Source organism: uncultured Allobaculum sp., assembly GCF_948576815.1.
Taxonomy (GTDB): domain Bacteria; phylum Bacillota_I; class Bacilli_A; order Erysipelotrichales; family Erysipelotrichaceae; genus Allobaculum; species Allobaculum fili.
Genome location: NZ_CAPAEZ010000089.1, coordinates 1 through 8616 on the forward strand (window position 1 = coordinate 1; position 8616 = coordinate 8616).

An 8616-nucleotide genomic window follows, 5' to 3' on the forward strand; every position below is an offset into this window, starting at 1 on the left:
ATTATCCCAAGGAGGCGGTCGAGAAAATACCCGTCTTTTATTTGACGCTTACGTTCGAAGCAGCCAGACAGCTGCTCTGAGCGCAATTTCTGGCGTTTAGAAATAACTGCCTATAATAGAAACTATAAAAGCAGAAACTGTCTGCGGAGACTGTACGATTCGTCAGCGGCTCAAAGAAAATCCATTTCTTTCTGTTGCAAGACGAAGTGCAGGAAAGCTCATCCTTTTCAGAACGGGAAGGAGGAAGCGAATCACGCAGAGGAAAAGAGGGAGAAAAGCATGAGTGTAACCGATAAATTTCTGGATTACGTTTCTCTGGATACACAGTCCGATGAAACGTCCACAACCGCCCCATCGACGAAAAAACAGCTCGTTCTGGCCAGAAAACTGGAAGAAGAGCTGAAGCAGATCGGTGTAAGCAACGTGGAACTTTCTGAATATGGTGTCGTTTATGGAGAAATTCCGGCTACCCAGGGATTTCAGGGCGATGCCATCGGTCTGATTTCGCATATGGATACCGCTTCGGAACTAAGCGGCGCCAACGTTCATCCGCAGCGCATCAGCAAATATGATGGCGGAACGATTGCCTTAGGCAAGGACTATTCCATGAATCCGGAGATGTTTCCTTCGCTGAAGGAAGTCATTGGCGATGACATTCTGGTCACTGATGGAACGACACTGCTCGGCGCGGATGATAAAGCCGGCTGCGCCATTATTATGGAGACGCTCGAACAGCTGATTCAGTCCGGCAAGCCGCATGGAAAAGTCATGGTGGCCTTTACCCCGGATGAAGAAATCGGCCGCGGCGTGGCGCATTTCGATCTGAATCGCTTCCCGGTCGACTACGCTTATACAGTCGACGGGGCAGAAATTGAAAATGTCGATTATCAGACGTTCAATGCCGCAATGGCTGAGATCCAGTTCAAAGGACAGGCCATTCATCCTGGATCGGCGAAAGGCAAGATGGTCAACGCAGCAGCGGTTGCTGTCCAGTTCGCGTCCATGCTGCCGCAGTGGGCCCGCCCGGAATTTACCGAAGGCACCGAAGGCTTCATCCATCTTCTGGAAGTGAAGGGCGACTGCGATCAGGCGTCTCTCCAATATATTATCCGGGATCATAACCGGGAAAAATTCGAACAGAAAAAACAGCTGATGAAAGACATGACCAATGTGATCAATGAAATGTGGCCAGACTGCGCCACGATCACGATGCGCGATCAGTACTACAACCTCGAAGATGCCATGCATGGCGACATGCGCGCGGTTGAGCGCGCCAAGGCGGCTCTGAAAGCCTGCGGCATTACGCCGAAAAGCGATCCGATCCGCGGCGGAACCGATGGAGCCAGTCTGACCTGGAAAGGCCTGATTACGCCAAACCTTGGAACCGGCGGCAATAACTTCCACGGACGCTACGAATTCGTCTCCATCCAGAAAATGGAAAAGATGACAGACGTGCTGCTGCACCTGCTTGAAGGCAATCTGGACTAGGTCGTACACGCAGACATCTGAGAACGAAGAACCGGATTCCAACCGATCTTCCAGATGTCGTCAGTGCTCTGCCTTGCGAACGTCAGAAGAGATTTCGTTCAGAAAAAATTGATCAACACAGACAAACCGAAAAACACACAAGGCCCGACCCGACTCGGGCCTCTGTTTTTGACAGAAGGCGAAAAATAAAGAAGAGAAACCCGGTTTTACGTCCGTCGGTCAAACACTCTGGACAAAAGGTTCGCTAAAACGCAGATCCAGTGAACGGGAAACGGTTTCAAAAGCCAGAAAATTGAATTTTCGGTAGAAAGTAATAAAAAAGTGCAAGCAAAACGGGCGCTTTGAATACAATAGAAAGTACAGCTTGCTAACACACTCTTGTCGCAAAGTAAAGCGGCTTTAAAGCCTTACGACGCTTTGAACAGGAACCGTCGTCAAAGAAAAGACAGAGGGAGTATTGCACACGTGGAGAATATCCATCGCCGCAAATCCAAAAGCACAGAAACTTCTTCTTTGCAAGGAAAAAACGAGCAGGCTGAAAATTTATTGGAAAAATCAATCCAATAAAGTGAAATTCAAAGAAAAACAGGCCGTTTGTGCTATGATTGAGTGCCCGTACCCCAAAAAATGAATCGATGGGCAAAATCAGAACATCGGCCGAACAAACGCGGGCGAAAGCCTTCGTTTTGGCTGGAAAAGACTGTTAAGAGAAAAAACTGGAGGAGAGAAAACCATGGATTACGCAAAGAAGGCGCTTGAAGCTCATAAAGCATGGAAGGGAAAGGTGGGTATCGTTTCCAAACCGACTCTGAAAACCCATGAAGATCTGGCTATCGCCTATACCCCCGGCGTTGCCGCTCCCTGTCTGGAAATCGCAAAAGATCCTATGACAAGCTTTGAATATACCGGACGTTCGAACACGATTGCGGTTGTTTCGGATGGATCGGCTGTACTTGGTCTTGGAAACATCGGCGGACTGGCCGGCCTTCCTGTTATGGAAGGCAAGTGTGTGCTGTTCAAGGAACTGGGTGATGTCAATGCGATTCCTCTGGTTCTCAATGAGCAGGATCCCGATAAGATCATTGAAATTGTCGCTGCGCTCGAACCGTCTTTTGGCGGAATCAACCTCGAAGATATTTCCGCTCCAAACTGTTTCTATATTGAGAAAGAACTGCAGAAACGCATGAGCATTCCGGTCTTCCACGATGACCAGCACGGAACCGCCTGCGTCGTTCTTTCCGCTCTGATTAACGCCCTGAAACTTGTGGGTAAGAAAAAAGAAGACGTACGCGTTGCCTTCTCCGGCGCCGGTGCCGCGGGATGCGCCATTGCCGATCTGCTCGGTCAGTACGGTTTCCGCCACATCGTTCTCTGCAACTCCAAAGGTATCGTGACCAAAGAAAACGCCCGCAACGAAATGCAGAAGGAACTCGCCGAAAAATATAACCCGGACGGCAAGCCGGGTACGCTGCGCAATGCCATGAAAGGCGCCGATGTCTTCATTGGCGTTTCGGCTGCCGGTCTGGTGGACGAAGACATGGTTCGTTCGATGAACGACGACGCGATCGTATTCGCCATGGCCAACCCGGTTCCGGAAATCGATCCGGCTCTTGCTAAGAAAGCCAGTGCCCGCGTGGTAGGTACGGGACGTTCCGATTTTGACAACCAGATCAATAACGTTCTGATTTTCCCGGCGCTGTTCCGGGGTGCTCTGGATGCCGGCGCTCTGCGCATTACCGACGGCATGAAACTCGCGGCTTCTGAAGCGCTGGCTTCGCTGATCAGCGATGAGGATCTGAAGGAAGACTATGTCATCGCCAGCGCCCTCGATCCGCGCGTAAAAGACAAAGTATCCAAAGCAGTAGCTGACCAGGCCAGAAAAGAAGGCTGCGTTCGGAATGTCTGAAAAACAGTATAAGTACAAATGCGGACTGGTTGTAGAAGGCGGCGGAACGAAAATTGCCTACAGCGCAGGCGTTCTGCAGACTTTTCTCGAAGAGAAAATCTACTTCCCGTACTCCGTCGGCATTTCCTCGGGGTCGGAAGTCCTTCTGGCTTACGTATCCCGTCAGATTGACAGACTGAAAGTGACCACGATTGAAGCGGCGGATCAGAAGGGCGCTATCGGCATCGTTCCCCTTTTTAAGGAAGGCGGACTCTTCGGTCTGGAAGCCACCAATAAATATATTGAAGAACATGCACCGCTCGATTTCGAGTCCTTTTTCCAATCCTCTACGGACATGGAAATCGGCGTGTATGACATGGATGAAAACAAAGTGGAATACTTTGGAAAGCCCTATGTCGATCAGAGCATGACGCTGATCAAGGCCAGCTGCGCACTGCTGCTTCTGGCCAAACCGTATCGCTGGAACGGCAAAAAATATTTTGATGCCGGTCTGGTCGATATGATTTCCGTTCAGCAGGCTCTCGACGCAGGCTGTGAAAAGGTAGTTATCCTTTCCACAAAAGAAAGAGGATACCGCCGCAAGCCGGCACCAAAATGGCAGGTCTGGCTTGCCCGGCTGATTTATCGTGATCCGGTCATTACGGATCATCTGAAAAAACGGCACATCCGCTACCAGGAACAATGGGACCTGATTGACCGGCTGGAAGATGAGGGACGCGCGCTTGTTCTTCGCCCCTCAAAAGACATGCATATTACCCGCTATACTACGGATCCGAACAAACTGAAACCGTGGTACGAACTGGGCATAGAGGAGACCCGCCAGCGTCTGCCGGAGATCCGCAAATTCTGCGCGGGGATGAATCCTTGCGAAGAATCTACTGGTGCATCTGCCGAATCAAACCAAACGATCTGTGCCAATATGGTAGTAAACACGTTAGAACAAGTCTGAAAGGAAGATTTGAATGGCCGCAAAGAAGAATAAAAAGCGCCTGAGCTTTTCGTCGATTGATGATGTCAAAATGGTGCTCGAAGCGTCAAAAGAAGCCGGGGCGAAACTCGATCAGAAAGAGTTCATGGAAGCTCTGAACGAGCTGAATCTCTCGGACAGCGATCTGAATTCTCTTATCCTCTGGTGTCAGAAAAACAAGATCAGCATCAATGTATCCGACAGTGACGATGACGAAGACATCGAAGAACTGGACAGCGATGACGATTCTCTTGACGATGGAGAGGACGAAGATTCGGAAGATTCAGAAGCCAGCAGCCGAGAGGAAGAACTCGCCCGTCTGGAACGTACTTTTGCGGATACAAGCAATGCGAAAACCAGCGACCCGGTAAAAGCCTATCTGAAAGAAATCGGTGCCATTCCTCTTCTTACTCCCCAGCAGGAAGTGGAGATTGCCAAACGAATTGAAGCAGGCGATCAGGAAGCCAAGCAGATCCTGATTGACTCCAACCTTCGTCTGGTTGTATCGATTGCGAAAAAATATGTCGGCCGCGGACTGCTCTTCCTGGATCTGATTCAGGAAGGAAACATCGGTCTGATCAAAGCCGTAGAAAAATTCGACTATACGAAGGGATTCAAGTTCTCGACCTACGCCACATGGTGGATCCGTCAGGCAATCACCCGTGCGATTGCCGACCAGGCCAGAACGATTCGTATCCCGGTTCATATGGTAGAAACCATCAACAAGATGACGCGAATCCAGCGTCTGCTTGTTCAGGATCTGGGCCGTGACCCGATTCCGGAAGAAATCGCGGAGAAGATGGAAGACATGACCGCCGAACGCGTAAACGAAATCCAGCGTTCTGCCCTCGATCCAGTTTCCATGGAAACGCCTGTCGGCGATGAAAACGACACCTTCCTGGGCGACTTCATCGAAGATAAGTCCACCGTCACCCCGGAAGAATACACACATAACCAGCTTCTGAAAGAGACGATCGAAGAAGTTCTGTCCACACTGACCGAACGTGAAGAAAAAGTCATTCGTCTGCGTTTCGGCCTCGACAACGGCCGTACCTGGACACTGGAAGAGATCGGCAAGAAGTTCAATGTTACTCGTGAGCGAATCCGTCAGATTGAAGCCAAGGCAATCAAGAAACTGAAAGGACCGCAGAGAGCCAAACTGCTTTCTGTCTTCCACGAAAACTAAGCTTAAACTCAGGTTCAAATAGAAATGGCGAAGCGCAACGCTTCGCTTTTTTTGTAAATGTAAATTAAAATGGTCACAAAGGCCTTGTCTGCGCATGCAGAAGAGTCAGCATCGAAGATGTTTTCAAGAACATCTGAAAGGGACAGAAAATCCAAATGAAACATGTCTATTTGTTTGATATAGATGGAACGCTCTACAACAATAAATTTCATGAAATTGATTCGCATTTAACGGAAGAGTTCCAGTATCTGGTCGATCAGGGCGATCTGATCTATCTGGTCAGCAGCCGTTCGCCTTACGAAATGGCGCATCTTCCAGCGGAATTCATTCGTTTTCCTTTTTCCGGAATGATTCTGGAAGGCGGTGCGGCCATTTATGACGAGAACAAACAGCTCGTCGATGCCCGTCTGATTCGAAACAGCGATGTAAAAACGATTCGCAATTTCTGCAGGGAAAACCATCTGCTCTGGCGCTATTCCGGACCCGACGGCAACTTCTTTAATTCCGAAGCGCCCAAGGAAGTCCGCCACCACTGGAGAAAGCTGTATATGGTTACGCCAAAGACGAAGGAATGGGTCGGCGATGACGTATGCAACATCATTATCTGGACAGACGATTCGCGAACACGCGATGCGATTGCGGCTTTGCTTCCAGACAGCTCCAAGGTGTTCTACAGTAAATGTGTAGAAATCCGGGCGCCCGGCATTTCCAAAGAGTCGACGCTGGAAAAACTGTCCCGTCACCACGAACCCTGCATGACAATTGCGGTAGGCGATGGTCTCAACGACGTGAAGATGATCAAAGCCGCCGGATATGGCGTAGCCGTTGGCAACGCCAAAAAAGCAGCCAAAGAGGCTGCCGATGAAGTCATTGGAAGCGTTCAGGAAGAAGGCGTATCCAGCTGGCTCAAAAAAAGACGTCTCAAACGCGGCGGAACCGGATTGTAGAGCGCAAATGCAGTCTGCCTTTTGAACGTTCATCTGTCTCTCCATATACTCCATATAGAAAAGGGCATCTGTCTGTATATAAAAGGCCATGTGTCTGTCCGCTAAAAGGTGAACAGGCTTCAAAAAAGAGAGGAACCGTTCGCAGGATGCGCCTTCAGGGGCCAGACTGTTCGAGCACAGCGCTTTTAACTCATCAGGAGAACGGAAAGGAAATTTCAATGAATCCATTAAAAATTGAAAACGAACGCATGCTTCTGCGCACCGATAATCCAGGGGCACAGATGATCAGCCTGTTCGATAAGAAAGCAGGCCGTGAACTTCTGTATCAGGCCGATCAGGGCTGGTCGGGCCGCAATCCCTCCCTCTTTCCGACCATTGGAAAGACATGGAAGAACGGGGAATACGAAATCGAAGGCAAAACGTATGCGATGAAAAACCATGGACTGGTTCGCTATGAAAATCTGGATGGCAGCATTCAGGATGACCGTATTGTCTATGTCCTCGATTCGAATGGGGAAACTCTGAAGAAATACCCATTTGATTTCCATTTTGAACTGATCTATACGCTCCTCGAAAACGGTGTACGTGTGCAGTATGCGATTACCAATACCGGCGATAAGACGATGCCGTTTTCCTTCGGTCTTCATCCAGCGTTTAAAACCGTACAGAACGCCGACGAAGTGTTTGAAGATTTCTCCATCTCCTTTGAACCCAAATCCATGGCGGATCAGATCGTCTTTTTCCCGGATCTTTCGCCTGTAAAACGTGTTCCGGTCATTCTCGATACATGGAAATGCAATCACGAAGATATGGATCAATACGCGACGCTCGTTTTTGATCAGATCGAAGCCCGGGAAGCGACGCTTTTCTATAAGGATGAACAGCGCCTGAAAATGAGCTTTGCAGGTTTCCCGACGGTAGCTCTGTGGAATGCGGATCGCAGCAGCGATTTCATCTGCATCGAACCCTGGTTTGGCCATACCGATTTTGAAAAGGTCGACGGCCCGTTTGAAAAACGCGAAGGCACACTTTCTCTTAAGCCGGGAGACACGTTCAATGCGCAATATACCATTGAAAGTCTGACGTAAGTTCACTCCATACGCAAAACAATCAGAAAGAATACAAAAAATCCGCTCGGATCGCCCGGGCGGATTTTTCATTGGATGGGTTTGGCGTCAGTACAGGGCAGGAAAGAGCCGTACCCTGTTCTTTATTCTTTTGGAGATCGGAACAACATGATGAGCAGGTTGATCGCCATGTAAACGCAGACTGCCAGACCGCACCAGCAGAGGATGATGACTTGCTGCGAATAGTGGGACTGGTAGGCATTTACGACCAGCAGAACACCAAGAACAATAAAGAGAATGATTTTGAGCCAGGTCTTCGTCCGCATATCCGAAGAAATCACGGAGCTTACCGTTGGCGTAGCTTTGGATGGGTCGAAATCACTGACGACGGTCAGGCCTTTCTGGAATTTGTAGAAACTCCATTCAAAACCGGCAAAAACTAAAGCGCCCAATACAAAAGCGATCCACATAGGCATCTTGAACCAGTCGGTCAATGCCGAACCGCAGATCATGATCGTAGCGACGGCGACGATAAAGCGGGAATTGTAGCGGTTGAACCGCTTGTAGTCGTATTTTGGAAGATACAGATTTTTGTGAAGCAGCGGAGAAACGTAAATCAGACGTCTCTTGTTATCGAAAAACAAATGTTTACCAACGGGCTGTTCGGGATCGATCGGTGCAGAGACCGTACGTCCTTTACGGCTGGCTGATGATTTCTGAGCCATAGAGCAAGCTCCTTTCATTGAGTTCTATTATAGCCAGAGAAGCAAACATAAGTAAAAGCTATTTTCGGCAGACCGTACGCTCGCCTTTGCGCAGATCGGGCGCAGCGCAGATTTTTTCTTTTCTTTTGTTTCTGGAAAATGCCTCCGTCAAAAAGAAGAGACGATGCTTCACCGATCCGGACGGGCAGCGAATAGAAACAGGAACTGTCGGTGAAATCAACCAATCCGATCGAGACGATAAAATCAAAATACTGGAAAAATGATGTACTGGATCCGGATAAAAGGCAATGCTGTTCACTTAAGCTTCACAAGTGAGCAGTGCCTTGCCTT

At 49.1% G+C, this 8616-nt stretch carries 7 protein-coding genes; 6 read left to right on the forward strand and 1 reads right to left on the reverse strand.

Annotated elements, in window-relative coordinates:
• Positions 1-279 precede the first annotated feature (279 nt).
• From pepT to Q2J39_RS09885, 6 genes are all read left to right on the forward strand, one after another.
• Positions 280-1488, forward strand: a complete 1209-nt coding sequence (gene pepT / locus Q2J39_RS09860; protein WP_230268263.1) for a peptidase T — start codon at positions 280-282, stop codon at positions 1486-1488.
• A 733-nt stretch (positions 1489-2221) separates the two neighbouring features.
• Positions 2222-3394 carry an NADP-dependent malic enzyme gene (locus Q2J39_RS09865; protein WP_288340469.1) on the forward strand — a complete coding sequence of 391 codons (1173 nt, stop codon included), beginning with the start codon at positions 2222-2224 and terminating at the stop codon, positions 3392-3394.
• Complete coding sequence (locus Q2J39_RS09870; protein WP_230268261.1) at positions 3387-4343, forward strand: patatin family protein; 957 nt, start codon at positions 3387-3389, stop codon at positions 4341-4343. Before Q2J39_RS09865 ends, Q2J39_RS09870 begins: the two co-directional genes overlap by 8 nt.
• A 13-nt stretch (positions 4344-4356) precedes the next feature.
• The gene (gene rpoD / locus Q2J39_RS09875; protein ID WP_288340471.1) at positions 4357-5547 is read left to right on the forward strand and encodes an RNA polymerase sigma factor RpoD; all 1191 of its coding nucleotides are present in this window, start codon (positions 4357-4359) and stop codon (positions 5545-5547) included.
• Positions 5548-5702: 155 nt separating this feature from the next.
• Entirely contained in the window at positions 5703-6494 is a 792-nt protein-coding gene (locus Q2J39_RS09880; RefSeq protein WP_288340473.1) for an HAD hydrolase family protein, read from the forward strand.
• 218 nt (positions 6495-6712) lie between these two features.
• A complete protein-coding gene (locus Q2J39_RS09885; protein ID WP_230268258.1) occupies positions 6713-7582 on the forward strand; it encodes an aldose 1-epimerase family protein in 870 nt (289 codons plus the stop codon).
• A gap of 122 nt (positions 7583-7704) precedes the next feature.
• On the opposite strand, the gene Q2J39_RS09890 is transcribed toward Q2J39_RS09885, so the two are convergent.
• Complete coding sequence (locus Q2J39_RS09890; protein ID WP_230268257.1) at positions 7705-8286, reverse strand: hypothetical protein; 582 nt, start codon at positions 8284-8286, stop codon at positions 7705-7707.
• Positions 8287-8616 lie beyond the last annotated feature (330 nt).

Excerpts from the sequence above, each read along its gene's own strand:
- rpoD (WP_288340471.1), top strand. The coding sequence starts at position 4,357 with ATGGCCGCAAAGAAGAATAAAAAGCGCCTGAGCTTTTCGTCGATTGAT.
- Q2J39_RS09890 (WP_230268257.1), bottom strand. The coding sequence starts at position 8,286 with ATGGCTCAGAAATCATCAGCCAGCCGTAAAGGACGTACGGTCTCTGCA.
- Q2J39_RS09870 (WP_230268261.1), top strand. The coding sequence starts at position 3,387 with ATGTCTGAAAAACAGTATAAGTACAAATGCGGACTGGTTGTAGAAGGC.
- Q2J39_RS09880 (WP_288340473.1), top strand. The coding sequence starts at position 5,703 with ATGAAACATGTCTATTTGTTTGATATAGATGGAACGCTCTACAACAAT.
- Q2J39_RS09885 (WP_230268258.1), top strand. The coding sequence starts at position 6,713 with ATGAATCCATTAAAAATTGAAAACGAACGCATGCTTCTGCGCACCGAT.
- Q2J39_RS09865 (WP_288340469.1), top strand. The coding sequence starts at position 2,222 with ATGGATTACGCAAAGAAGGCGCTTGAAGCTCATAAAGCATGGAAGGGA.
- pepT (WP_230268263.1), top strand. The coding sequence starts at position 280 with ATGAGTGTAACCGATAAATTTCTGGATTACGTTTCTCTGGATACACAG.